The sequence below is a fragment of the Tenacibaculum sp. Mcav3-52 genome (assembly GCF_022347665.1).
GTDB lineage: Bacteria > Bacteroidota > Bacteroidia > Flavobacteriales > Flavobacteriaceae > Polaribacter > Polaribacter mesophilus.
Map to the genome: position 1 here is coordinate 300,884 of NZ_JAKRGE010000002.1, position 26,096 is coordinate 326,979.

Genomic DNA, 26,096 nt, shown 5'->3' on the forward strand with positions numbered 1-26,096 from the left:
TCAAAAAATATAGATAAATGAAAAGAATAACCCCTATTTTACTAATGATTTTATTTTCAACCTTAGCACACGCCCAAGAAAACTATGCCAACCTATGGGAAAAGGTGCACAAGCTTGAAGCTGAAAACTTACCTAAATCTGCTTTAAAAATAGTAAACACTATTTACGATAAAGCTGAAAAAAGTAACAATGCTCCTCAAATTATAAAATCATTGTTTTATAAAAGTAAGTATGCTCTAACTTTAGAAGAAAATGCGCAATTAAAAATTATTGATGAGTTTAAACAACAAATTAATCAACATAATTTTCCGACGAAAAATGTATTAGAAAATGTATTAGCTAACTTATACTGGCAGTATTTTAATCAAAATAGATGGAAATTTTACAATCGTACCCAAACACAAGAAAAAGTAGATGGAAATGATTTTAGAACATGGGACTTAAATACGTTGTTTGCTGAAATTCATTGTCACTATCAAAATTCTTTAGAAAATGAATCTGCACTACAAAAAACAGACATTTATACTTTTAAAGATATTATTCAAGCAGAAAAAGACTCTAAAAAATACCGCCCTACCCTATTTGATTTTTTAGCGCACAATGCCTTAGAGTTTTATAAAACCACAGAAACTAACATCACAAAGCCTACTTATCAATTTAAAATTGATAACGCTTTATACTTAAGTGAAGCTGATAAGTTTTCTGCTTTAAACCTCACTACAAAAGATGATTTATCATTACAGTTTAATGCCTTAAAAATCTATCAAAAATTAATAACCTTTCATTTAAAAAACAAGAATCTTAATGCGGTTGTGGATGCTGACATTCAACGATTACAGTTTGTTAAGCAGCATATAACCTTAAATAACAAACAAGAGTTATTATTACAAACACTAAAAACATCAGTTAATAATTACAAGAACAATGAAGTTTCTGGATTATATAGTTATGAAATAGCTAGAATTTATAATCAGCAAGCTGGATCTTATAAAACTAAAAAAAACGAAGACTTTCGTTTTAAAAACAAAGAAGCACTTGCTATCTGTAAAAAGGTCATTAAGCAGTTTCCTAAAAGTTTAGCTGCTGAAAAATGTGAAGCTTTACAACAACAAATCACAGCTACATCACTCAGTATTCTTTCTGAAAAATTTGTACCCATCCAATCTCACTCTAGGTTACTAGTTACTTATAACAATATCGATAAACTGTACTTTTCTGCTTATAAAATTGATCATAAACAATTAGAAGAGCTTCAAAAAATTCATAAAGAAGAAGAACGCTTTAACTTTATAAAAAAGCTTACAAAAGCTACTTCATGGAATAGTAACTTACGAAATGAAAAAGATTATTTATTACACACAACTGAGGTAGTAGTTCCCGAATTAACTCAAGGAAATTATTTAATCATAGCACACCAGAATGATACTTTTAACTCTGAAGACTTATATGCTACTGCTCATTTACAAGCAACCAATTTAGTTTTGGTTGAAAATAATAATGATGGTGTAAAAACCTACCAAGTTGTTGATAGAAATACTGGAAAGCCTGTTAAAGACGCTGAATTATTATTACAAAACAAGCAACATAGGTATGGAAAATCGATTCACAAAAAAATAACAACTGATAAAAACGGATTTGCTTCTTTTAAAAGTGATGCTAGTTATGGTAATGTGTACGTTACTGTAACACATAAAAACGATTCAGCAGTTTTTGGTAACTATTACCTGAATAAATATCAAAAACAAGCCTCTCCTACTACAAATGATAATCGTATAAATATTAAATCTTTTATTTTTACTGATAGAAGCATTTATCGACCAGGACAAACTGTATACTTCAAAACTATTTTCATTCAAGAAACAGAAAAAAAATCAACGCCTTTCACCAATGAGTTTATACAAGTAACATTAAATAATGTTAACGGTGAAGCAGTAAAAACACTAGACCTAAAGCTAAACGAATATGGGTCAGCTTCTGGTGAAATTATACTACCAAATACAGGGTTAACTGGTGAATATTGGTTTTCTATTGATAAAAGTGAAAAACAAGAAAGCAGGTTTTATAAGACTATAGATTTTGATTTTGAGAGAGAAGATTATATCACTCATATTTCAGTTGAAGAATATAAACGTCCTAAGTTTAAAACAGAATTTAAACCTGTAACAAAAACCTATAAGTTACATGACAGCATTACAGTAAACGGATTTGCAAAAGCTTTTGCTGGTTCAACTATCACAGATGCTAAAGTAGTATATCGCGTGCATCGTAAAGTACAATACCCTATTTGGTGGTACTGGCGTAAACCTCAGTTTACTTCAGAAGCACAAGAAATTACACACGGTGAATTAACAACTGATGCACAAGGTAACTTTTCAATTACTTTCAAAGCCTTACCTGATGAAAGTGTAAACAAAGAAAACTTACCTGTTTTTGAATATGAAATCACAGCTGATGTAACCGATGTTAATGGAGAAACTCGCTCAGCAACCTCTATTGTAAAAGTTGGGTATCATGCATTACTTGCTACTTTACAAATTCCTTCTACAATACATAAATCGGACAAGGAAACAACAATTGAAATATCAAGTAAAAATTTAAACGGGGAATTTGCACCTGCTAAAGGAAGCATTAAAATATACAAATTACAAGCTCCTAAAAATCCGTTACGTAAAAGATCTTGGGATACTCCAGATTATCAAGATATTTCAGAAAGTGAGTTTAGAAACTTATTTCCTCATGAAGCTTACACTTCGGAAGAACAAAATCCTCATAATTGGAAAAAAGAAAAATTAGTATTTGAGCAAAATTTCAATACAGAAGAATCTAAACAAATTATACTTAATAACTATAAAAAATGGGCTTCTGGTAAATACATAACCGTATTAAGTTCTAAAGATAAGTTTGGACAAGATGTTACAGACAAAGCTCTTTTTACAATAATTGATAACAAAGAAAAAAGTGTAACCGACAATCAGTTGTTCACGTATAACACAAATAAAACAACTTATAAGCCAAATGACATTGCTAAGTTACAAATTGGTTCTGCTTCAAAAGATGTTACGGTTATAGTTCAAATAGAAAAGAATCATACCATCGTAAACACAGAGCTTATTCATTTAAATAACAAAATCAAAACAATTGAAGTTCCTGTTACGAAACAAGATGTTGGCGGGTTTGTTATTAAATACTATTTTGTGAATTACAATAGTTTTGTAAGTGGAATAATTCCTATTTCTGTTCCAAATGAACAAGATAACATTACTATAGAAACCAATACGTTTAGAGATAAATTACAACCTGGAACTCAAGAAACATGGAGTTTTACCATTAAAAACGACAAAAATAACAAAGTAGCAGCAGAGATGCTTGCGAGTATGTACGATGCTTCTTTAGATGAATTTAAACCTCATAATTGGGAGTTTTCACCTATCTCTACTTCTACATATTACTCGTATACTGGTAACGCTAATGCATATCAAAGTTTTGGTAATGAACGTTTCAGAGTTTTTAACAATACTTATCCATCATCTTTTAAAACTCAACGATACGACCAATTAAATTGGTTTGGTTTTTACTTCGGAATGAATAAAGATGTCCTTTTAAGAGGGGCTTCTAGGAGGTTAAAAAATGAAATTTCGGAACCAGAAGCTATTATGAAAGAAGCTGAGATGGAAGATAGTAGTGTTCCTTTTTCTTCTAAAGATGCTTCTTTTAATCCACCTCCTAAAAAAGAAAACGTTTCTTTAGATGGAGTTCAAATTCGTAAAAACCTTCAAGAAACTGCTTTTTTCTATCCTCATTTACAAACCGATAAAGAAGGGAATATCACCTTTAGCTTCACCACTCCAGAAGCTTTAACTCGTTGGAAATTGCAGCTACTAGCACACACAAAAGAATTGCAGTCAGCTACCAAGACATTAACTACTGTTACTCAAAAAGAGTTAATGGTAATGCCTAATGCTCCTAGATTCTTAAGAGAAGGTGATCAAATTACATTCAGTGCTAAAATTGCTAATATTTCTGATAAAAACTTAGAAGGTACAGCACAACTTATATTAACTGATGCTATTACCGGAAAAGAAATCAACCTGTTAAGTAATTCTTCTAAAAACCAGTCTTTCAGTGTTAATTCTAACGGAAACACGAATGTATCTTGGAACTTATCAATTCCTGATACTTATCAAGCAATTCAATATAAAGTAATTGCCAAGGCAGGAGATTTTTCTGATGGAGAACAAAATGTATTGCCTGTTTTATCAAACAGAATGTTAGTTACAGAAACGCTACCTATGTGGGTTCGTTCAAATCAAACCAAAACATTCACATTAGATAAGCTTAAAAATCAAACTTCGACTACGCTCAGCCACCATAAATTAACGTTAGAAGTTACCTCAAACCCTGCATGGTACGCTGTACAGGCTTTACCGTATTTAATGGAATACCCGTACGAGTGTAGTGAACAAACATTTGCTCGTTATTATGCAAACACACTCGCTAGTCATATTGCAAATTCAAATCCAAGAATACAAGAGGTGTTCAATGCTTGGAAAGCTTCAGATGCTTTATTGAGCAACTTAGAAAAGAATCAAGAGTTAAAATCATTGATTATCCAGGAAACTCCTTGGTTACGTGATGCTCAATCAGAAACAGAACAAAAAAAGCGTATTGCTTTGTTATTTGATTTAAACAAAATGAAAAACGAACAACAAAACGCTATTAATAAACTACTGCAAATGCAGTTAAGCAATGGAGGATTCCCTTGGTTTAAAGGGAATGATAATCCTAATGTTTATATCACGAATCATATTGCTACTGGTTTTGGACATTTACAAAAATTAGGTATCACCAAGGTAGATAATTCTACAAAAAAGATGCTTGTTGATGCTATTCACTTTTTAGACGCTGAAGTTGAACATACCTACAAGAAGTTATTAGAAAGTGCTGAACGTATTAAAGCTGAAAAAGGACAAAAAGAATACACTAAGTATTTGGAAAAAAACCACCTTAACTACTTTATCATTCAGTATTTATACATGCGTTCTTTTTATAAAGATATCAATGTTAATAGTACAACTAAAACCGCTATTGAATACTACAAAAATCAAACAGCAACTTACTGGAAAGAGTTTAGTTTATACGGAAAAGGACAAATTGCCCTACTACAATTTAGAAGCGGTAATACATCAATTGCTAATAAAATTTTAAAATCTTTAAGAGAAAACAGTATTACTTCTGATGAGTTAGGAATGTATTGGAAAGAAAATCAACCGAGTTGGTATTGGCATCAAGCCCCTATTGAAACCCAATCGTTGTTAATTGAAGCTTTTTCAGAAATTGAAAATGATATTCAAACTGTTGATAATCTAAAAATATGGTTACTAAAAAATAAACAAACCAATCGTTGGAAAACTACCAAAGCAACTACTGAAGCTGTATATGCATTATTATTACAAGGTAGTGATTGGATTTCGGTAACTGATATGGTGGATGTAACAATTGGAGAGAAAACAATCAATCCTTCTAAATTAGAAGACACAAAAGTTGAAGCGGGTACTGGTTATTTTAAAACCTCTTGGAATGGTTCTGAAATTACTCCTAATATGAGTACTGTTAGTATTTCTAAAAAAGGAAAAGGTATTGCTTGGGGTGGATTGTATTGGCAATATTTTGAAGATTTAGATAAAATTACTTCTGCTAAAACACCTTTACAATTAAATAAAAAACTATTTAAGAAAGTAAATACTAATACGGGTAAACAACTTCAAAAAGTTACAGAAAACATACAATTAAATGTAGGAGATTTAATAACTGTTAGAATTGAACTTCGTTCTGATAGAGATATGGAATTTGTACACATGAAAGATATGAGAGCAAGCGGAGTTGAACCGATTAACGTATTATCACAATACAAATGGCAAGATGGTTTAGGGTATTATGAAAGTACAAAAGATGCTGCAACAAATTTCTTTTTCGATCGTTTACCTAAGGGAGTATATGTATTTGAGTATGATGTTCGTGTAAATAATGCAGGAAACTTTAGTAACGGAATCACAACTATTCAAAGTATGTATGCTCCCGAGTTTAGTAGTCATTCAAAAGGAGAAAGGTTACTAATTAAGTAAAATAATTTATCTTAGCATTCACAAAACACTAAATTAAAAATTATGAAGAAAATCTTTTTATTCATCGGTTTTTTAACCATTTCATTTTTCACTGCAAATGCACAAGAAATTTCAAATAACGCAATAGGTCTTCGTTTAGGTGATAATGATGGTTTTGGAGCTGAAATAACTTACCAACGTAGATTAAGTGATGCCAATCGTTTGGAAATAGATTTAGGTTTACGTAACGGTAGTAATTATGACGGCTTTAAAGCTACTGGTTTATATCAATGGGTATGGCAATTAGAAAATCGTTTTAACTGGTATGCTGGTGCTGGTGGTGGTCTTGGGCATTGGAATGTAAAAAATGTAGACGCCTCAGAAACCTATATTTTCGCAGCTGGTGTTGTTGGTATTGAATATAATTTTGATATTCCTTTGATGTTGTCATTAGATTATAGACCAGAAATTGGTTTTGGTGATTATTATGACGGGTTCAACTCTGACTTTGGTTTAAGTATCCGTTACCAATTCTAAAAAACGTTAAACTACATATAAAAAAAGCCTCCAAATTAATTTGGAGGCTTTTTTATTTTAAAACTTCAAAAGTTAAATATCAAATGTTTTTAAAAGGTGATTATTATATTAAATAAAGAATACTTAAACATTATAAAAACCTCAACTAATTAACATATAATCAACCTTATGTATAAGTTTTAATAATTTTTTACTAACAAATTTGAAATCTTGTTGCTAGTTATCGTAAATAATTTCGCCGTGGACAATTCACTAAAGATTTCAAAATGAAAAAAATAATACTAATTACACTTTGCTTGGTAAGTATTTTAGGATACTCACAAAGCAAATCCGGTTTAAAAGGAAGAGTTTTAGACGAAACCAATCAACCTTTACCTGGAGCTACTATTAGCATTCCTTCTTTACAAGTTGGGTTTTCTACCGACTTTAATGGAAATTATGAACTTTTAAATATTCCTGTAGGAAATTACGAGGTTCAAATATCATTTTTAGGTTATCAAACCCTAACAGAAAACATTACGCTCACAAACAGTATTCAATCTAAAAACTTTTCTCTAACACCTAAAATAGATAGGTTGGATGAAGTTGTTATTAAAGGAAGTATTGGGAAAGGGCAAGCTAAAGCCTTAAATCAACAAAAAAACAAAGAGAATATAACCAACATTATTTCTGCCGATCAAGTAGGAAAGTTCCCTGATGCCAATATTGGAGATGCCTTAAAACGTGTTCCGGGTATTTCTATGCAAAACGACCAAGGAGAAGCTAGAGATATAGTTATTCGCGGATTAGCTCCTCAATTAAACTCAGTAACCTTAAATGGTGACAGAATTCCATCTGCTGAAGGAGATAACCGTAGAGTTCAAATGGACTTAATTCCTTCAGACATGATTCAAACTATTGAAGTTAACAAAGCAGTAACTCCTGATATGGAAGGAGACGCTATTGGTGGCTCTGTTAATTTAGTTACACGCTCTGCTCCTACTACTTTTAGAGCTTTCGTTGCTGGTTCTTACGGACAAAATCCTGTAAGAAATACGCCTAACTATAATGTTTCTGCATTAGTTGCTAACAGAGCTTTTAAAGACAAACTAGGCTATGTAATCAATGCTTCATACAACTCTAACGATTATGGTTCAGATAATGTTGAGTTTGAATGGGAAAAAGAAAATAACAAAACATACATTGGTGAACACGATATTAGACGTTACGATGTAAAAAGAAATAGAATGAGTGTTTCCGCCAACTTAGACTGGACACCTGACAACAACAATACGCTTTTCTTTAAATCAATGTACAATCAGAGAAACGACTATGAAAACCGTTATAGAGTGCGTTTTAGAAAAATAGACAAACCAGATGCTACAGGAGTATCAAAAGCTGAAGTACGTCGTCAAACTAAAGGAGGTATCAACAATGATACGAATGACAACACACGTTTAGAGCGCCAAAGCACTTATAATATATCTGTAGGTGGAGAACATATTATTTTCGGAAACATTAAGTTAAACTGGAAAACAGGAACTGCCAAAGCCAAGGAAGAACGTCCAGACGAACGTTATATTAGTTTTGAGAATGATGACATTGAAGTTATGCAAGACTTCTCGCGAACAAACTTCCCTGTATTACGACCAACAAACAATGACTTTAACGACCCTTCAGCTTTTGATTACAAAGAAGTAACCCAACAACAAGGATTTACACAAGAACGTAAAATCAGTTCTAATTTTGATATTTTGGCTCCTATCAATGCTACAGGGGCTTACAAAAACTCTTTAAAATTTGGTTTTAAGTACAAGTACAAAGAAAAAGTAAGAGATAATAGCTTTTATGAGTATGATTTAGAAGATCAATTTCCGACCATGAATACTACCACTACTAAAGATTATACTATTAATGGTTATTTAGCAGGTGACGATTATAAATCAGGTCTTTTCGTTTCAAAAGAATTTTTAGGAAATTTAAACCTAACAGGTGGTGAACTTGTATTAGATGAATTTGTTCCTGAAAACTACGATGCTAATGAAAACATTTATGCTGCATACGGAATGTTACAACAAAACTTAGGTAACAACTTTTCTTTTATAGCTGGTGTAAGAGTTGAAAAAACAACAATAGATTATAACGGCTTTGCCATTGATGTTGAAACAGCTGATGATTTAAGTGATGTAACTAAAACATCAGGAACTCGAAACTATACCAACTGGTTACCTAACCTACAAGCTAAATACAATATTGATAAAAATACTATTGTTAGAGCTGCTTGGACAAATACTATTGCGAGACCTAACTATTACGATTTAGTTCCTTATAGAAACATTAATAGTGATGATATTGAAGCTGAGTATGGAAACCCTAATTTAGACCCTACTGAAGCGATGAACTTTGATTTAATGTTTGAACACTATTTTAGTAATGTAGGTATTATATCAGCTGGAGTTTTTTACAAAGATTTAGATCAATTTATTTACAATTCAGTTACTGAAGAACCAATTACCATTGGAGGTGTAACAGAAACTTATGATGTTACACGACCTTTTAACGGAGGTACTGCCGAAATTTATGGTTTTGAAGTGGCTTTACAACGTAAATTAAACTTCTTACCTGGCTTCTTAAGAAACTTAACTGTGTATGGTAACTATACCTATACAGACTCTAAAACAGATGGTATTGCCGACAGAGAAGATGGGTTACCTTTGGCTGGTGCTGTTAAAAACATGTTTAACGGATCGTTAGCCTATGAAAGTTCTAAACTATCAATTAGAGCCTCTTTAAACTTTGCTGATGATTATATTTTTGAATACGGAGAAGATGCTTTTACGGATGTATTTTATGACGAACAATTGTTTGTAGACCTAAATGCATCTTATCGTATTACTAAAAACTTACAAGTCTTTGCTGAAGCAAAAAACTTAACTAATCAAGAATTACGCTTTTACCAAGGAGCAAAACACCAAACAATGCAAGCTGAGTTTTATAACTATAACTGGAATGCTGGTTTAAAATACAATTTTTAAGAATGAATAAAGTATACAAAATAACACTTACTTGCCTTATTTTAAGCGCTTGTAAAGTTGAAAAAATAGTCCATCAAAACCCGCAAGCCAAACCTGTAGTAGCTTTAGTTGCTGATGCTGAAACAGCACCTGTTACTTCTTTTGACGACGCTGCTGATGATCCGTGTGTGTGGATAAATCCCGCTGATGTAACAAAATCAACCATAATTGGCACAAACAAAAAAGAAGGTTTAGAAGTTTATAATTTAGAAGGAAAACGTTTGTATTCTTATAAAATAGGACGTGTAAATAATGTTGATATTCGTGATGGATTCTTATTAAACGGAAAAGAAGTTTCGGTAGTTACCGCTAGTAATAGAACCTACAATACTATTTCTATATTGATTGTAAAACCTACAGGTGAATTAGAAGATGCTGCTGCACGAAAAATAACTTCTAACTTAAGAGAGGTTTATGGTTTAGGAATGTACAAGAGCCCAAAAACTAACAAATTTTATGTTTTTATGGTTGGTAAAAAAGGTGGTGTTGAGCAATGGGAACTGTTTGAAAACAACACTCAAATTGATGCCAAGTTAGTTCGTGAATTTTCATTAGGAAGTCAAGGAGAAGGTATTGTTGCCGATGATGTACACGCTAAGGTATATATTGGAGAAGAGAACAAAGCTTTGTGGAAATACGATGCAGAACCTAATGCTGAAAATAAGCGCGTAAAGGTTATCAGCACCAACGATTTGAATATGAAGGATGATTTTGAAGGTGTTACCTTATACGATGCTGGAAATGGAAAAGGGTATATTATTTTATCCTCACAAGGAAATAACAGTTATGCTGTTTTTGATAGAGTTAACAATCAATACCTAGGAAGCTTTTCATTAAAAGACGGTACTATTGACGGCACCTACGATACGGACGGAATTGATGTAACTTCTGTTAATTTTGGTACAAAATACCCTAAAGGATTCTTTATTGCGCAAGATGGTGCTAATACCCAAGGTAAAGACAGTTTACATCAAAATTTTAAGATCATTGACTGGCAAAAAATTTCTAAAAGTCTACATTTAGATTAGTATACATCGTGTGTTTGTTGTGTAATTTAAAAAGCCTTTTGGTAAAACCAAGAGGCTTTTTTAAATATCTTATTTCGGCGGATAATTATTGATTACTTTTCCAACTACTTTTTGAAAATGTAGTTTCTTTTGTTCTGGAGTCGCTTTTTCTCTTATTTCACTAGTAGCAATTCCTTGCCATATTAACTGATTGTCTTTACTTTCAACAAAATCAATGGTTAATTGCTGGTTTATTTTTCTACTTTCAATAGGAATACCTCCTGAAATTCCAAATCCAACATTTCTTCCACCACTTCCTAAGCCAACACCTATCGTATTTCTGTTAAGAGATTCTCGTTCCTCAGCTAAAATATTAATGTACATATCAGGGTTTTCAGTTAATCGCATCCCTTTGGCTTCCAAAGCAGCCGTTATTTCATAAGTGACTCTTTTTACATCTAACTCATTTAAACCTTTACCTGCATCTTCAAAAAAATTAAAAGTCTTATACTGACTGAAATCTGTTTGACTATCGTAATCATATACTACTTTAGAAGAGGCACAACCAATAATAATTAACAGAAAAAAATATTTGTAATACTTCATATATAAATTCTTTACCATATAATTAATCAAAAACTATACCTTATAAAAATACAAAAAGCCTCGTTTACACGAGACTTTTTTCTAAGGTTAATTAGTTGATTTTTATTGAACTGCTTTTAACGCATCAATATTTCCATACCCAAACTCTGAATGTTTGTTCGGATAAAAATCAGCCGATTCTCTCATTTTTTGTAATACTTGTTCTCTAGACCAAGTCGGATGCTTTGCCCATACTAGAGCAGCAATACCTGCTGTGGTAGCTGTAGCTACAGACGATCCTCCAACATAATTTGTTTGACCATCGTAATAACTTAATACAGGAATTTTATTATCCGTTCCGTTAGTACGTTGCATTTGTACCGTAAAATCAATTTGAGATCCTGTATGACATACATCACACTTACTATATTGTCCTTCTTTAACACCTGTTACCGCAACAGTTTCAGACATACTTGCTGGAAAAATTACTCCATACCAAGTAGTAAACGAAGTAGACGTTCCTCCGGCAGCTAAAATCATTTTTCCTTTGCTATGTGCATATTTTATTGCATCTGAAACATTACCAATACTAAACGGATATCCTAACGACATTGATATTACTTTTACATCACTTCTATTTGCCAAAGCTGTTAACGCCTCAACAATTCCTCTTTTTTCATGATAATCGTCAATAACTACATTCTCAACGGCTCTATACGTTACCAAATTAGCATTGTAAGCAACCCCTACAGGTAAGTTATCATTATTTCTTGGTGCTGTAGCTATAGCAGCCATCTTAGTTCCATGACCACACTTATCATTAACTCCGTCATAATTGTTTGACCATGCCCACCAAGAATCTACAAAAGTCCCATACTTTTGAACTGTTCTTCCTGATGAATATCCATCGTTAAAATATTGATTCATCCATTTTTGTTCTGGTGACAAACCAGAATCAACCACCGCTACAGTAATTCCTGACCCAGTACTGTAATTCCAAGCTTGTGAAATATTGTGCGCATCAAAAGACCATGGTAATTTAGCTCCTGGTGCTACTGTTCTATAGTCATTGGTGCTTAAAGTAGCCGTACCATAGCCACATCCTGAAGAACCTGAAGAACTTGACTTAGCTTGTGCAGTAGACTCTAAAAAACTATAACCTCCCGGTTCAATATAACGAACTCTACTATCTTTTAATAAGACATTTATTGTTTCCTTGTTAGTAACTTTAATATCTAATACATTAATATTTTCATTTACATACAATTCCGTTTCTCCCTTAGCAGAAGTTGATTCAAAACTTTTTACTAATGCTATTAACTCATCTTTTATATTAGTACTTTCTTCACTCCTAGCATAATTGCTTTTTGAAGTACCATAACCAATTGTTAAGATATTTTCTCCATGATTTACTGCACTCCATATGGTATGAGCATCTTGTGACATCCATTTGAAATCTCCAGTTTTTTGTAAAGATTCCTTGATTTTTGAATTAATTTCTTTTTTGGTAAGTAAATCTTGATCTTGTTTTATGTCTAATGCTTCATCATTATTAGAACATGAGATCATAGTTAAAACAACCGTTAGGCTTAAAAGTATTTTTTTCATTTTCGAAGGGATTTAAATTAAAACTTTTCGAATATAGTAAAATTTTAATACAATTTTAACACTTTAAATAATTTAACACACACATAATTAACGTTTTATTAAAAACACAACATCTAATCCCAATAAAAAAGGAGCTCATGGCTCCTTCTTTACTTTAAGTTTTCAATATGTTTACTCCATCTTTACTCTAGTAGGTGTGTCTTTTCCTTCAATAATACTTTGAGTTCCTCTAGCAACTGCTTTAACAGTTTCTGTTAATACAGTCATATTTAAGGTTTCAGCTTCATCTGTTACTTTATGATAATCCGCATCGATATCAATCGGAGTGGTTGAAAATGTATGAGACGGCACCCCTAAACGTGCTAGAGAAGCATTGTCTGATCGTAAGAATAATTGAAATTTAGGGTATGGATCTGGAAATAACTTATATCCTGAACCTTCCAAATTCTTCTGAATTATTTTACCAAAATCTGATTTATCAAAACCAGTTAACCATGCTGTTTTTGGTCCTGTTTTAGGTTGTTTCCCTATTAACTCTAAGTTAATTCCTGCTACAAACTTACTAGCATCAATTCCTTTTCCAAAATACTCAGAACCTACCAACCCCATTTCTTCAGCAGTAAAACATACAAACAAAATACTACGCTCATTGTTTCCTTTTTTAGCATAATATTCAGCCAATGATAATACACCAGTAACACCAGAAGCATCATCATTCGCACCATTAAAAATTCGATCTCCTTCCCCATCTTTCTTTACCCCTAAATGATCGTGATGTGCAGATACAATAACAAACTCATCTTTTTTAGACTTCCCTTCTAACAAGCCTATAATATTACTCATTTTAATGCCTTTGTATTCAAAATTTTGGCGATACGTAGTTAATGTATCAAAAGTTTTTAAACCAATTCTTTTGTATTCATTTTCTATATACTGAGTTGCTTTTTCCATTCCCTCAGTGCCTGGTTTTCTACCTTCCATTTCATCTGAAGCAAGTGTATATAAGTGTTTTCTTACTAAAACAGAATCAATAAACTCTTCTTTATTTTCTTTTTTCTGAGTTACCTCAACAGTATTCATAGCAACCTCGCTACTAGTATTTTTAGTTTGCTTACACGACAGTAAAATTGATACACTTACAAGTGCTAATGGGTATAAAACTTTTTTCATTCTTTATTTATTTAAAAGCCTAAATATAGCCAATTTAATTTCTTAATTTTGTTGAAAATTTTTAAGGATGGCTTTAACTGATATTCCAAACATAAAACATACTGATTCAAACAACTTTTTCTTACTTGCTGGTCCTTGTGCCATCGAAGGAGAAGATATGGCAATGCGTATTGCTGAAAAGGCAATTACCATTACTGATAAATTAGAAATTCCTTATGTATTTAAAGGAAGTTTTAAAAAAGCGAATCGTAGTAGAATAGATAGTTTTACAGGAATTGGTGATGAAAAAGCATTAAAAATTTTACGTAAAGTTTCTGAAACTTTTAATGTTCCTACCGTAACCGACATTCATGAAGTTTCTGATGCTGAAAAAGCTGCTCAATATGTAGATGTATTACAAATTCCTGCTTTCTTAGTTCGTCAAACCGATTTAGTAGTTGCTGCTGCTAAAACTGGTAAAGTTGTGAATTTGAAAAAAGGACAATTTATGAGTCCTGAAGCTATGCAACATGCTGTAAAAAAAGTTCATGATGCAGGAAATAAAAAAGCGTGGATAACTGATAGAGGTACGATGTTTGGGTACCAAGATATGATTGTTGATTTCCGCGGAATTCCTACGATGCGTCAATACGCTCCTACTGTGTTAGATGTTACCCACTCCTTGCAACAACCTAACCAATCTACTGGTGTTACTGGTGGGCGTCCTGATATGATTGAAACCATTGCTCGTGCTGGTGTAGTAAATAATGTAGATGGTTTATTTATAGAAACACATTTTGATCCTGCAAATGCAAAAAGTGATGGAGCTAACATGTTACACCTTGATTATTTAGAAAGTTTGTTAACCAACTTGGTTAGCATTAGAAAAACTATTAATAATTTATAGGCACAGTTTTTGTTTCATACAATTGTTTTTAGTTTATATATGAAACAACTTCTTTTTTTATTCTTTCTAGCTACTTCTATCTTAAGTGCACAAGACTTTTCTTTAATTGAAGAGAAAGTAAATGGGTATTCTAAAATTAATGAAGTAGAACGTCTGGCTCAACAGATAGAAAGCGATTTTAAAACTAACGAACAACAAGTACAAGCTGCTTTTTATTGGCTTAGCCATAATATACGATATGATTTGGATGCATTTTATCGTCCAAAAAACAAACGAATTTCTTTTAGATACAGGAATGAGCAAGAGAAATTAGCAAAGCTACAGGCTATAAAAGACGATATTGTTAACCAAACTCTATTAACTCGTAAAGCAGTTTGTGAAGGTTATGCACAAACTTTTGCTAAAATATGCTCTATACTTCAAATTGAAAACGAAGTTATAAAAGGGTACATCAGAAATTCATCAAATGATATAGCTAATCCTAAAATCAATTCCAATCATGCTTGGAACGCTGTTAAATTGAATGGTAAATGGATTTATATTGATGCCACCTGGGCAGCTGGAGTTGTAAATAATAACAGATGGCAACCTTTATTTAATTCTTATTATTATAACATTCCTAAAGAAAAGTACTTTAGAACACATTTTCCTGAAAAAACACTCTGGCAATTAAGAATTGGTAGAATGAATAAAAAAGACTTTTACAATCAGCCAATTTACGATGCTTCTTTTTTACAATCTGACCTAGAGCTAATTTCACCTTTAAAAGGGAGATTAAACAAAAATGCTACTATTGAACTAAAAATTAAAAACATACACCCTAATCAATCAATTTTCTTAGGCTATAGTGGATATAGATACGCTGTAAAACCAGATAAAATATCTACTAAAAATAATATTACTACAGTTACAACAACTCCACTTGATAATAGCAAACAGCTATTTTTAATCGTAGATAAAGAGGTAATGCTTGAATTTTTAATTGAATAACAATATTTTCTTTTTTTGATTTATTAAAGTAAATTTCTCTGTAATGATTTAAAAGAAAATCGACAAAGGGTGAAAACAAATTAACATTACATGAAAAAATTTTACACCCTCCTATTCTTTTCTATTTTATTAGGAATTTCAATAACCTCTTACGGTCAAGGTCTATATGATGGCTTTACTCCAAAGAAAAATAGTTTATCTATTACTACTTCTTTTACCAAAAGCGAGTATGAAAAATTTTATCTAGGTAAAACTAAACAAAACGCTACTCCTGTTCATGAAAAGATTAATCAGAATATTTATTCTCTTTATGCAAAATATGGTATCACTGATCGACTTTCAGCTATTGTAAGCATTCCTTTTATTGATGCTACAAATACTAGTAATCAACCAGACCCTGTAAACGGGTTAACCTCTATCTCTGAAGTTCAAGACATTTCAATAGCTTTAAAGTTTAATGCGCATAAGTTTCAGTTTAAAAGTGGAGATTTAAATATTATAACAGGTATTACTACCGTTATTCCTACAGGGTATGAGCCAAACGGAATATTATCTATTGGTAACGGAGGCTTCGGATTTGATTTAAAAGCTGGTTTACACTTAAACACAAACGTTGGTTTTTTCTCTACCATTTTTGCAGGTTACAACTTAAGAGGAAATGCTGATAATAATTTAACTCCTGGTGGTGACTTTGGTGTTCCTAATGCCTTTACCACTACTGGTAAAATTGGTTATGCTAGTAGCTTTATTTATGTAGAAGCTTGGGCAGATTATTATAACTCAGAAGAAGGAGTAGATATCGGAAGCCCTTCATTTAAAGGTAATTTCCCTGAAACTGATGTAGATTATAAGAGTGTGGGTATAACTGTTTATAAAAATATTCTTCCTAAACTAGGAATTGGAGTTGGTTACGGTAAAGTAATAGATGGTAGAAATATTGGTGAATCTTCTACTTACTCTGTAAGCCTAACATATAATGTCCTATAATCAAACACAATTAGATAAAAAAAAGAGCTTTTAAAAAAAGCTCTTTTTTATAGATATGCTTTAACAAGATTAGTGACGTTATAAATTCAATTAGTTAATCTTTCCTCCAAAAACCTTTATGATTGTGTTTTGCTACTTCTCCTATAACTTGTAGTAGTATTTCTTCATTAATTTCTTCTATTGATGAATAACGAAGTGATTTTACAACTGCTCTTCCTTCTGAAACTAAAAAAGTATCAAAGTCCTGTAAAATACCTTTTGCCCAAAATCCAACGTCAACAAATCCTTTTTTATGGGATGCATTTATATAACATAATTGCTTACCATTAATATAATATACTGGAATTTTCCATTTGTATTTTAATTCTAAATTTTGAAAATTCCCTTCCATCAGTACTTGTAAATGCAGTAAAATAGACTTGAATGGTTCTGGCTGTTTAAGTATGTATTCTTCGGCTGGTTTCATTCTTTCAAAAATACATCAAATTTTTATTTGTATGTTTCATAAAATTAAGCTTACTTTGTTTTTCAAAGTTCTTTAAAAATGAGTTCAGAAGATTATTTAAAAGACATATCAGAAATTAAAAACTTAATGAATAAATCATCAAGATTTATATCATTAAGCGGCTTGTCTGGTATTTTAGCAGGAATTTATGCTCTAATTGGTGCAGCTTATGCATATTGGTTAGTCAATATTAATTCTAGTGGTTATTTGATACTAGATGGAAAAACTTTCCAAATGGTCATCCTTGATTTATTGTTAGTTGGCTTTTTGAGCATTACTACCGCCATTTTTTTAACCACGAGAAAAGCTAAAAAAAACGGTGAAAGAATTTGGGATGCTACCACAAGAAGGTTATTATTGAATTTCCTTATTCCTCTGGTTTCTGGAGCCATCTATATCATTATTATTTTAGGACATCAGAAATATGGACAAACTGGGGCTTTGATGTTACTTTTTTATGGCTTAGCATTGATTAATGCTTCAAAATATACTGTAGGTGATATTAAGTATTTAGGGTATACTGAAGTTGTTTTAGGACTTATTGCTGCTATGCTTCCCGGTTATGGTTTTTGGTTTTGGGTTCTAGGGTTTGGAGTTATGCATATTGTTTATGGTACTGTCATGTATTTTAAACACGATAGAAAATAAGCACTATTTTCGTACTTTAAAATTTATCTTTTTTGAAAAACATTATTCTAAATATAAATAAAGCTTTTGATCATAGAATCAGACTCGGAATTATGTCTGTTCTTATGGTTAATGAATATGCTGAATTTACTACATTAAAAGAATTATTAGGTGCTACAGATGGTAATTTGGCAAGCCATACCAAAGCATTAGAAAAAGTTGAATTTATTAGGATAGAAAAACAATTTATTGGTAGAAAACCCAATACAAGATACTATGCTACAGAGCTTGGTAAGCAAGAATTTAAAAAACATATTGACGCTTTAGAAAAACTAATTAAAAATAAATAAAAACTAATTTTTTTATTATTAAACTTTGAAATTCAAAGTTCTTTTAAAACAACAAACTATGGAAATATCAAACAAACAAAACGGAAAATTCGGAAAGTGGGTAAAAACATCAATCACAGCTAGAATGTTAATGATTGGATTTTTAATTCTCATTCTTTTAATTCCTTTATCCTTCATTAAAAGCTTAATTGTTGAGCGAATGAATCGACAGCAAGAAGTTGTACAAGAAATCAATCAAAAATGGGGTAAAGAGGTCTTGCTATATGGTCCTATTTTAAAAGTTCCGTACAAAACTTATAAAGAGAAATTTGTTAGAAACCAAAAAACAAAAGAAACTCAAACCGAGATTGAAGAAAAAATCAAGTATGCCTACTTTTTTCCGAAGAAACTAAATGTGAAATCTTCTATAAACCCTGAAGAGAAAAAGCGTGGTATTTATAAAACAGCAGTATATAATAGTAAAATAGATATTGATGGCAGTTTTACAACACCTGATTTTAGTGAAAAAGATATTAATGAAAAAGACATACTTTGGAACAAAGCTCGCTTAATTATTAAAACTTCTAATTTAAAGGGAGTAAACAATTTAGTTGAAATAAAACTGAATAAAAACAACTACGCTTTTACTTCTAAATATGAAGATGATACTAGTAATGAAAAAGCCTACTACAACTATTTAAACCTTCATAAATTAGAAAGTAAATTTTTAAATGAAGAAGACCTTCCTAAAAAATCAGACACGAACTTTAATCTATCACTAAGCATCAATGGTAGCAAACAAATTCGTTTTATTCCTATCGGAAAAGAAACAACTGTTCATATAAATTCTGACTGGAAAACCGCTAATTTTATTGGAGAATACCTTCCTTTTAACTCCGACAAAATCTCTGATAATGGTTTTGATGCCAGATGGAAAATATTAGATATTAACAGACCTTTTTCTCAGCAATCTTTTACTGGAATTCCTAACTTAAAAGAATATGCTTTTGGTGTAAACTTCATGATTCCTGTAGATGAATACCAAAAAAGTGAACGATCTGCTAAATATGGTTTTTTGGTTATTGGACTTACCTTCTTAATTTTCTTTCTAATTCAAACAATGAGTAAAATTTCCATTCATCCCTTTCAATATTTAATGATTGGTGTTGCCTTAACCATGTTTTATACGTTACTTATTTCTATTTCTGAACACAGTAGCTTTTTAAAAGCTTATTTAATAGCTTCGATAGCTGTTGTATTGCTAATTTCTTTGTATTCTAAATCCATTTTAAAAAGTAATAAATTTCCTTTATTTGTTGGAGCTTCTCTTACCACATTATATGCCTTTATTTTTGTAATTATTCAACTAGAAAATTATGCTCTTTTGGTAGGTAGTGTAGGATTGTTTATAATTCTTGCTTCAGTGATGTATGCTTCAAGAAAAATAGATTGGCAAAACGGTTAATTAACAACAATAAATAAGCAAACTATTATATTATGTAATAGTTTGCTTAATATATGATTATGAAATTCAATATAAAATACTTCCTTGCCTTTATATTTCTTCTTTTGTTAGAAATTATAATAGCTCAAACTTCAGGATTTATAAGACATACTTTTGGTGACTTTTTAGTCGTTATCTTACTTTTTTATTTGGTGAAAGCTTTCTTTAACTTCTCTGATAAAAACACTGGAGTTTCAGTACTAATTTTTGCTTATTTATTAGAATTTTTACAGTTAACTCCTCTTCTAGAATTTCTCGGTTTAGAAAATAACCGATTAGCAGTAATCGTATTTGGTGCTACTTTTAGTATTGGTGATTTAGTAGCTTATACCTTAGGAATTGTCACTGTTTTACTTTTAGAAAAATTTTTAACTCGCAAATTATCTTCTAATCTTTCGTAAAATGTCTTCTAGTCCGTTTAACTTCAATTCGTAAACTAGCTCTAGCATTGTGCCTAGTTTCCCTTGTGGAAATCCTTTATTCTTATACCAAACAATATAATACTCAGGAATGTCAATTAAATACGTTCCTTTGTATTTACCAAAAGGCATTCTCATGTTTGCTGTATCAATTAAGAACTGTTTGTCTGGTATCATATTAAATAAAAATCCCGCTGAAGCGGGAGTTATTAAGTGTTATTCTTTTCCGTCTACGTAATCCTGCAAATATGCATAACGTTCGGCTAATTTACCAGTATTTGTTGTCATTTTTGATCGAGCTAAAATTCCGTCTTTATCATCATTATAAAATGCTGGAATTACATGCTCCAAAAACATTTCTCCAAAACCTTCACTTGCATCTTTTGGTAACTCACAAGGTAAATTATCAACCGCCATTACTGTAATGGCTTTTTCGTCTTTAAAGTCAATTTCTGATTCTGTTTCTGGGTTGTAACCGTAAATAGGGTCTGCAATTGTTGACGCACGAAGTGTTGTTGCTACTGGTCCATCAATATCACATGAAATATCTGCTACATACTTTATTCTAAACTCAGGATGTTTTACATCTTCACGTGTAAATAAATACGGAGCTCCGTCTCCATAAAAATGCCCTGCTATAAAGAAATCAGTTTGTTTCGCATACGCCATAAAATTACTTTCGTACCCTGTTGGATCTTTATAAAACTCAAACTTATCTCCTACTTTACCATCTTTACGTTTGGCATACTCCATTACATCCGCTATACAATATACTGGCTCAGTAAACTCACTTGTTAAATACAAAGCATCACTTACTTGTTTAATTTGTAAATGATCTAAAATTTCTTGGGCTCCTTTTGCTACTTTTCCTGTTCCTGTTAGTAAAATTTTGATGTTTGGTAAAGTTATTTTATCTAATTCAACTTTTACAGCATCTAAATCGGGTAACGTTTCTACTTTGGGTAAGTTGAACAATCCTTCACGTATGCCTAAGGCTCTAAAACCATTATAAGCACCTACCAAACCTGCATAACGACCAAAACCAATTAAACGAGCTCCATTTTCTTCAATAATGGTTTCATGATCAAACATTTCTATATTTCTATCAAGCATTGCTTTTAACAACTTACGATTATATGGTTGCTTTTTAATCGTATGACTAAAGAAAAAATATTTTTTATTTGGAATTAAATTGTCTACAGGAACTTCTTTTACTCCTAATAACACATCACAATCAGAAACATCATTGGTTACTTCAAAACCTGCTTTTGTGTAAGCCTCATCAGAAAAAACTCGGATATCAGAACTTTCCACGACTATTTCTGCTTGAGGAAACTGTTCTTTAAACTCTTGCAATTTTTCTGGAGAAAACACAACTCTTCTATCTGGTGGATTTTTACGTTCTTTAATAATTCCGAATTTCATAATTGACCTTTGTATTAAAATTAAACAATTTTACATATAATGTTATAGTTTATAACAATTGCAGCGAAAATACTTGTTTTAAAATGATTGTACAAGTAGTATTTTTTTATATTTGCATCCTCTTGTTTCAACAGCATTGTTTTATATTGCTGTTAAACGAAATTGCATAGAATCACAAAGATTATCTGGTATATTTTTTGCACGGGTACATATAGCATCTTTGACATATTGGGGACGACTGGTTTTGACAGCAAGATTAGTGAAAATGTAAGCATACCGAGGAGTGAAATGATAACTCGTTAAACTTATTTCAAACATTTAAACGGCGAAGATAACTACGCTTTAGCTGCTTAATCTGAATTAATAGTAAGATAGAGCCTCGGCGCACAAGGTGCGCAAGCTAAATGTCCACGAAAAGCCTTGGTTTACGGCGTTTCACTTTTGGGCATCGTAAAAGTAAACATAGAAAACTTAGGGCTTCGATAGGTTTTCGAAACTAAAGAAGATAAGTTAAGATTGGGCGGTTTTTGGTCAGGTCTTAATCGAAAATTAAGCAAAAACTAAGTATGTAGAAAGCCTTTGAGCTACTTGTTTGGACCCGAGTTCGATTCTCGGCGTCTCCACAAAAACACCCTGTAAATAATGCATTTACAGGGTTTGTTATTTTCGGGTGTCAATTTAGGTGTCAAAACAAACAACTTCTAAACTATGTTTTAATCCCTATAATCTTCAACAATTGTGATCCTACAGCATTAGATAATTCACCTACTTCATTTACAACAGAAACGAAACCCATTTTACATTGATGTTTCATTGTATTCCCATCTTTTAAATATTCTTCTGTTTGGTAATCAAAAAATGCATTGTTTTTATAATCTCCTGGGTATAATAACAACGCTTTTCCTGCATCCCAAAACCGATTGTAAGCATACATTTGCCTCAAATCTTCTACAGAGGCTTTTAAATTAGATGGTCGTTTCCATTTAGTATCTATAATAAAGGTTTTACCTTCTGTTCGTAAAACAATGTCAGGTCTTAAACTATTTGAACCCCAAAATAATTTTGACTCTTGACCATATACTTCAATAGTCGTTCCTCTACATTCTTTTTGTAATTGTTTTAGAACAAAGGTTTCCCATAAAACATTCATGTCAAATAATAATGATAACATTTTTTCTCTACCTCCAGAAATATCTGGCGAATAGTTTAATATGATTAATCGTGCCAGTTCAAGAGCATATTCATAATCTTTTGTTTTTCTTGAAAGCTTAATACTTTGTAATTGCTGAATAGTAATAGCTTTTTTATCTACTTCAGGAAAGTTTAAGTTTACTCGCTTGTAAAAATCATATAAATAAGTTCCTTTTGTAAATTGCCCTATAATATCAATTGCTTTTGCTAAAACTTTATGTAATAAATGGTTTGTATCATAAACTTGATGTGTGGTATAGAAATGTTCTTTATGAACAAGGTTTTTTTGCAAATGCCCAGCAAACTCCAACTTACCTTTTAATGCTTTAGTGTTTTTAGTTTGCTTCCTGTATTGTTTAACAAGACCGTTTTTTTGTAATCTTTGTATTTCTGTTAAGAATAATTCAAAGTATACTTCCAGTAAATTTAAACTTGATCGTTTTACATTTGCTGCTCCAGTGAACGAAGAAGCTTTTAACTTACCACATGCTTGCAACATATGAAGTAATACTTTTTGCCATTTTAAGTCACTATCAGATTTATCTGCTTTGGGGTGAATTTCAATTAACAAACCATTAATTTGAATTACACCCACAAATTGTGTAAACTGAATTCCCTTGGCAATAGGTTTAAAGTAACTCCAGTTATGAAATTCATTTAATTTTAACAATGCATCTAAATGCTGTTGCTCAAAATGATATTCTCCAACACGAAGTCGTTGATGTTCGAATACCTGTATTTTTGTAGTTTTCATACTACTTATTTTCCTAACATTGAACTCAAAGCAGCAACTATTGTATCTTCATTCTTAGTAAGAAGTTTATATGTAGTTTGTTGTAAATCATCTTTATTTTCATACTCAAAATTGGCAAATACAACACCCTCTTCACTATCTTTTACAACAAATTCATTCCCTAATACTAAACCTATTTTACCATAATCACCGTAAAAATATTCTTGCAATAATGGTATTACCTTGTTATTAAAAACATCAGCTAATGCTTTCGTTTCATCACTTTTAACATTTACAAAATAAGAATGACCAATAGTATAATCTCTATCTAACAAGGAAGTGATTCTACGATTCATAGTAGTTAGTACTTCTTCTAATGTAAAACTTGTTCCATTCAAATCAAATGAAATATCTTTTAAAGCATCTGGTTTAGGCATCATTTCTTTAAACTCAAAACGCCTGCGTAAAGCAGTATCTAAAGCCTCCACAGAACGATCCGCTGTGTTCATAGTTCCATAAATATCAATATTAGCTGGCACACTAAAACTCTTTTTAGAATATGGTAATACTACCTCTATTTCATTTGGCTGCCCTTTTCTTTTATCTACTTCTATTAAGGTTATTAACTCTCCAAAAATAGCAGACACATTTCCTCTATTAATTTCATCAATAAAAATGGCGTATTTATTAGTAGGATCTTTTTCTGCTCTTAAACAAAGTTCTTTAAAAACTCCATTTTCAATACTGTATCCTAATTCAGAAGTTTCATCTTCATCTTCTGGAAAGATAGGCTTTATCCCTTCAATAAAATCCTCATAAGTGAAAGATTGATGAAAAGTTACAAACTTATAGTTTTCAATAATCTTATCTGGATTTGGATTAAACTCATCAACTTTTTCCTTCAAATCAAATAGCTCAGGAACTAATTCATTAGCTTCTTCTTCTAATATTTCCCAATAAGAGTCCTTTGTTTTATTAAAGATTTGTGGAGCCTTTCTGTTTGTAAATTTGACATTTTCACAATCTTCAATTGTATGTTTTTGAAGCTGCGTCCAAATAGTATTACTTACTGAATTTGAGTTTGACATTTGTTCTTTTATTTGAACCCATTCATGTTTTCTAATATCTGGAACTTTTGCATTTTTCAAGTCTAACAAAGCAATAGTTATTACTTGCCACCATGATAATTTTCTAACTTCATTTTCCAAATATTTATCTTTAGTTAATGTTGTCTCCTTTAACGTATATTTTTCAAAAAGTTTATTCTTTAAGTAAAATGTTTTCCCAGTACCTGGAGGACCGTAAAAAATTTGGTTTAATAATGTTTTGTAATCTTTCCTTTTCATTATTTGCTGAATTTCATTGTTTTCATAAGTATGATTCCAAATGGCGTCGATGTGCTCTTTCTTTTTAATTTCATTAACTCTTTTACGATAATTATTAGGAAAATCGACTTCAAAAGGCATAAAATTTTCTTCCCAATCTACCTCTAACCCAACACCATCATTTAAATTTAAACTAACCGTACCCCTTGCTTTTATACGCATTACAGATTTGGTTTTCTCTTTCACATAGGACGCTTTAATCCCTATTTGACTTCCTACTGGAATATTTAATATTTTACTTTGGAGTTTACCATCTGAACCATTTTCCCATATTCCTTCGATAACAAATCTTTCTGTTTGATCTTTTGGGGTAACATCATCCCAATAAGCCCCTACTAAAAAATATTTTTCAACAACTTTATACTCACAAAAAAAAGTATCATAAACTGTACGTAAAGAATATTGATTGTAACTTAAGCTCAGGGTGTCTCTAATACTTCTAACTTTTAATACTTCTTTTAGTAATTTGTCTTTTCGAACAGCTCCTCTACCCGTATAACTTAGATTATTTCTAAAACTATCTTGTACGTTTTTATCGGTAAAATCGTTTTGTAATAGTTTCAACTCTCCATTATCAAAGTAAAAACTCAAGTCTTCTGACCAGCTAATATCAGATGGTATACCATAATTAAAAATCGTTTTACGATATAAATCTTCATTTTTATAAAAGTCTGAATTACTTATTTCTTCTAAATTTATTTGCTTTAGAGGCTCCAGTTTAAAAAAAGCTCTATTCTTAGCTGATCTTGATGTATGAATAATCAGATCCTTAGTTAGTTTAAAAAGCTTTAATGCAGTAAATCTATTGGTTTTAATTCCTAAATCATTGTTGATAATATCAAACCATAAGCATTCTTTTTCATTATGAACACCCCATTCTCTTGCCCTCCATAGTTGAATTTTATTTCCTCCTATAATATAAGCATAGTCTCCAATACCTATTCTATTTTCCGTATTACCAAACCAAGTAGATTTTTGGGGGGCTTTGTAGTACCCTTCATTTATTTGTTCTTTTTCAAATTTTGTGGATATTTTTCCAAAAAAAATATTCATA

The 26,096-nt window shown here is 31.3% G+C and carries 19 protein-coding genes and 1 other RNA gene; 12 read left to right on the plus strand and 8 right to left on the minus strand.

Going from position 1 to position 26,096, the window contains the following annotated elements; genetic code table 11:
* The first annotated feature begins 17 nt into the window (after positions 1-17).
* The 4 genes from MHM83_RS07405 (at position 18) to MHM83_RS07420 (ending at position 10,719) form a co-directional block, all read left to right on the plus strand.
* Positions 18-6,122 carry an alpha-2-macroglobulin family protein gene (locus MHM83_RS07405; protein WP_239179021.1) on the plus strand — a complete coding sequence of 2,035 codons (6,105 nt, stop codon included), beginning with the start codon at positions 18-20 and terminating at the stop codon, positions 6,120-6,122.
* A gap of 42 nt (positions 6,123-6,164) precedes the next feature.
* Positions 6,165-6,638: a hypothetical protein gene (locus MHM83_RS07410; RefSeq protein ID WP_159613098.1), complete on the plus strand. Its 474-nt coding sequence runs from the start codon at positions 6,165-6,167 to the stop codon at positions 6,636-6,638.
* A 266-nt stretch (positions 6,639-6,904) separates the two neighbouring features.
* On the plus strand, positions 6,905-9,652 hold the full coding sequence (locus MHM83_RS07415) for a TonB-dependent receptor (protein ID WP_239179023.1): 2,748 nt from the start codon (positions 6,905-6,907) through the stop codon (positions 9,650-9,652).
* A 2-nt stretch (positions 9,653-9,654) separates the two neighbouring features.
* Positions 9,655-10,719: a phytase gene (locus MHM83_RS07420; protein ID WP_239179025.1), complete on the plus strand. Its 1,065-nt coding sequence runs from the start codon at positions 9,655-9,657 to the stop codon at positions 10,717-10,719.
* 69 nt (positions 10,720-10,788) lie between these two features.
* Here the strand turns inward: MHM83_RS07420 and MHM83_RS07425 are convergent, their stop codons facing one another.
* From MHM83_RS07425 to MHM83_RS07435, 3 genes are all read right to left on the minus strand, one after another.
* Positions 10,789-11,304, minus strand: coding sequence for a DUF4136 domain-containing protein (locus MHM83_RS07425; protein ID WP_239179027.1), 516 nt, complete (start codon positions 11,302-11,304; stop codon positions 10,789-10,791).
* A gap of 102 nt (positions 11,305-11,406) precedes the next feature.
* Entirely contained in the window at positions 11,407-12,891 is a 1,485-nt protein-coding gene (locus MHM83_RS07430; protein WP_239179029.1) for a S8 family peptidase, read from the minus strand.
* 171 nt (positions 12,892-13,062) lie between these two features.
* The gene (locus MHM83_RS07435; RefSeq protein ID WP_239179031.1) at positions 13,063-14,061 is read right to left on the minus strand and encodes a M28 family peptidase; all 999 of its coding nucleotides are present in this window, start codon (positions 14,059-14,061) and stop codon (positions 13,063-13,065) included.
* Between the two features lie 67 nt (positions 14,062-14,128).
* Here MHM83_RS07435 and kdsA point away from each other — a divergent pair, with 67 nt between their 5' ends.
* From kdsA to MHM83_RS07450, 3 genes are all read left to right on the plus strand, one after another.
* Positions 14,129-14,947, plus strand: coding sequence for a 3-deoxy-8-phosphooctulonate synthase (kdsA, locus tag MHM83_RS07440; protein WP_159613108.1), 819 nt, complete (start codon positions 14,129-14,131; stop codon positions 14,945-14,947).
* A 39-nt stretch (positions 14,948-14,986) separates the two neighbouring features.
* Entirely contained in the window at positions 14,987-15,937 is a 951-nt protein-coding gene (locus MHM83_RS07445; RefSeq protein ID WP_239179033.1) for a transglutaminase domain-containing protein, read from the plus strand.
* Between the two features lie 90 nt (positions 15,938-16,027).
* Complete coding sequence (locus MHM83_RS07450; protein ID WP_159490006.1) at positions 16,028-16,924, plus strand: hypothetical protein; 897 nt, start codon at positions 16,028-16,030, stop codon at positions 16,922-16,924.
* Between the two features lie 94 nt (positions 16,925-17,018).
* On the opposite strand, the gene MHM83_RS07455 is transcribed toward MHM83_RS07450, so the two are convergent.
* Positions 17,019-17,390: a DUF1801 domain-containing protein gene (locus MHM83_RS07455; protein ID WP_239179035.1), complete on the minus strand. Its 372-nt coding sequence runs from the start codon at positions 17,388-17,390 to the stop codon at positions 17,019-17,021.
* 78 nt (positions 17,391-17,468) lie between these two features.
* Here MHM83_RS07455 and MHM83_RS07460 point away from each other — a divergent pair, with 78 nt between their 5' ends.
* The 4 genes from MHM83_RS07460 to MHM83_RS07475 are packed head-to-tail and all read left to right on the plus strand — an operon-like array spanning position 17,469 to position 20,290.
* Positions 17,469-18,077 (plus strand): hypothetical protein, encoded by a 609-nt coding sequence (locus MHM83_RS07460; protein ID WP_047789876.1) that lies wholly within the window; start codon positions 17,469-17,471, stop codon positions 18,075-18,077.
* A 32-nt stretch (positions 18,078-18,109) separates the two neighbouring features.
* Positions 18,110-18,406, plus strand: a complete 297-nt coding sequence (locus MHM83_RS07465; RefSeq protein ID WP_047789877.1) for a winged helix-turn-helix domain-containing protein — start codon at positions 18,110-18,112, stop codon at positions 18,404-18,406.
* Between the two features lie 58 nt (positions 18,407-18,464).
* Positions 18,465-19,850 carry a cell envelope integrity protein CreD gene (gene creD / locus MHM83_RS07470; protein WP_239179037.1) on the plus strand — a complete coding sequence of 462 codons (1,386 nt, stop codon included), beginning with the start codon at positions 18,465-18,467 and terminating at the stop codon, positions 19,848-19,850.
* Positions 19,851-19,909: 59 nt separating this feature from the next.
* Complete coding sequence (locus MHM83_RS07475) at positions 19,910-20,290, plus strand: ribosomal maturation YjgA family protein (RefSeq protein WP_239179039.1); 381 nt, start codon at positions 19,910-19,912, stop codon at positions 20,288-20,290.
* On the opposite strand, the gene MHM83_RS07480 is transcribed toward MHM83_RS07475, so the two are convergent.
* Both MHM83_RS07480 and MHM83_RS07485 read right to left on the minus strand, forming a co-directional pair.
* The gene (locus tag MHM83_RS07480; RefSeq protein ID WP_047789880.1) at positions 20,270-20,485 is read right to left on the minus strand and encodes a DUF3820 family protein; all 216 of its coding nucleotides are present in this window, start codon (positions 20,483-20,485) and stop codon (positions 20,270-20,272) included. The two genes, MHM83_RS07475 and MHM83_RS07480, sit on opposite strands and share 21 nt — an antisense overlap.
* Positions 20,486-20,524: 39 nt before the next feature.
* A complete protein-coding gene (locus MHM83_RS07485; RefSeq protein ID WP_239179041.1) occupies positions 20,525-21,733 on the minus strand; it encodes an NAD(P)-dependent oxidoreductase in 1,209 nt (402 codons plus the stop codon).
* A gap of 230 nt (positions 21,734-21,963) precedes the next feature.
* Between MHM83_RS07485 and ssrA the strand changes: the two genes are divergently transcribed.
* Positions 21,964-22,359, plus strand: a transfer-messenger RNA (tmRNA) gene (ssrA, locus tag MHM83_RS07490).
* 80 nt (positions 22,360-22,439) lie between these two features.
* On the opposite strand, the gene MHM83_RS07495 is transcribed toward ssrA, so the two are convergent.
* On the minus strand, positions 22,440-23,678 hold the full coding sequence (locus MHM83_RS07495) for an McrC family protein (RefSeq protein ID WP_239179043.1): 1,239 nt from the start codon (positions 23,676-23,678) through the stop codon (positions 22,440-22,442).
* Between the two features lie 5 nt (positions 23,679-23,683).
* A complete protein-coding gene (locus MHM83_RS07500) occupies positions 23,684-26,095 on the minus strand; it encodes an McrB family protein (protein WP_239179045.1) in 2,412 nt (803 codons plus the stop codon).
* Position 26,096: the final 1 nt, after the last annotated feature.